The organism is Vibrio sp. Isolate25 (assembly GCF_022398025.1).
Lineage (GTDB): Bacteria > Pseudomonadota > Gammaproteobacteria > Enterobacterales > Vibrionaceae > Vibrio > Vibrio coralliilyticus_A.
In genome coordinates, this window is sequence record NZ_JAKEUT010000031.1 from 1 (window position 1) to 600 (window position 600).

Genomic DNA, 600 nt, shown 5'->3' on the forward strand with positions numbered 1-600 from the left:
GGTTTCCCCATTCGGAAATCCCAGACTCAAATGACTTTTACTGTCTAATCTGGGCTTATCGCAAGTTAATACGTCCTTCATCGCCTCTGACTGCCAAGGCATCCACCGTGTACGCTTAGTCACTTAACCATACAACCCCAAAGGGTCTTTGTTAAACAACCAAAGTTGTCTGCAATTATTTAAACATGATGCAGACTCGATTTTGCCGGACTCAAATATCTTTTTATTTTACTTTTTATAAAAAGTGAAAACAAAAAGCCAAGAACACTTGAATGTGTGTTGGTACCTAATGAACAAGTCATTAGGATTTGAGAACTTTTAAATGAATAACAACGCATCTCATAGAGATGGGGATTGTTGTTATTCGTCAGCTTTCCAAATTGTTAAAGAGCAATCATAGCTCGAAGCTTTCGCTTCAAAACCATCAATCTGTGTGGACACTCATCGTGARTAATCATCGTATAAGGAGGTGATCCAGCGCCAGGTTCCCCTAGCGCTACCTTGTTACGACTTCACCCCAGTCATGAACCACAAAGTGGTGAGCGTCCCCCCGAAGGTTAAACTACCCACTTCTTTTGCAGCCCACTCCCATGGTGTGAC

General features: G+C 42.1%; 2 rRNA genes. Both read right to left on the reverse strand.

The annotated features are described in order from the left end of the window. Positions 1–129, reverse strand: a 23S ribosomal RNA gene (locus L1D15_RS21955); the annotation flags it as partial. A 333-nt stretch (positions 130–462) separates the two neighbouring features. Next, positions 463–600, reverse strand: a 16S ribosomal RNA gene (locus L1D15_RS21960); the annotation flags it as partial.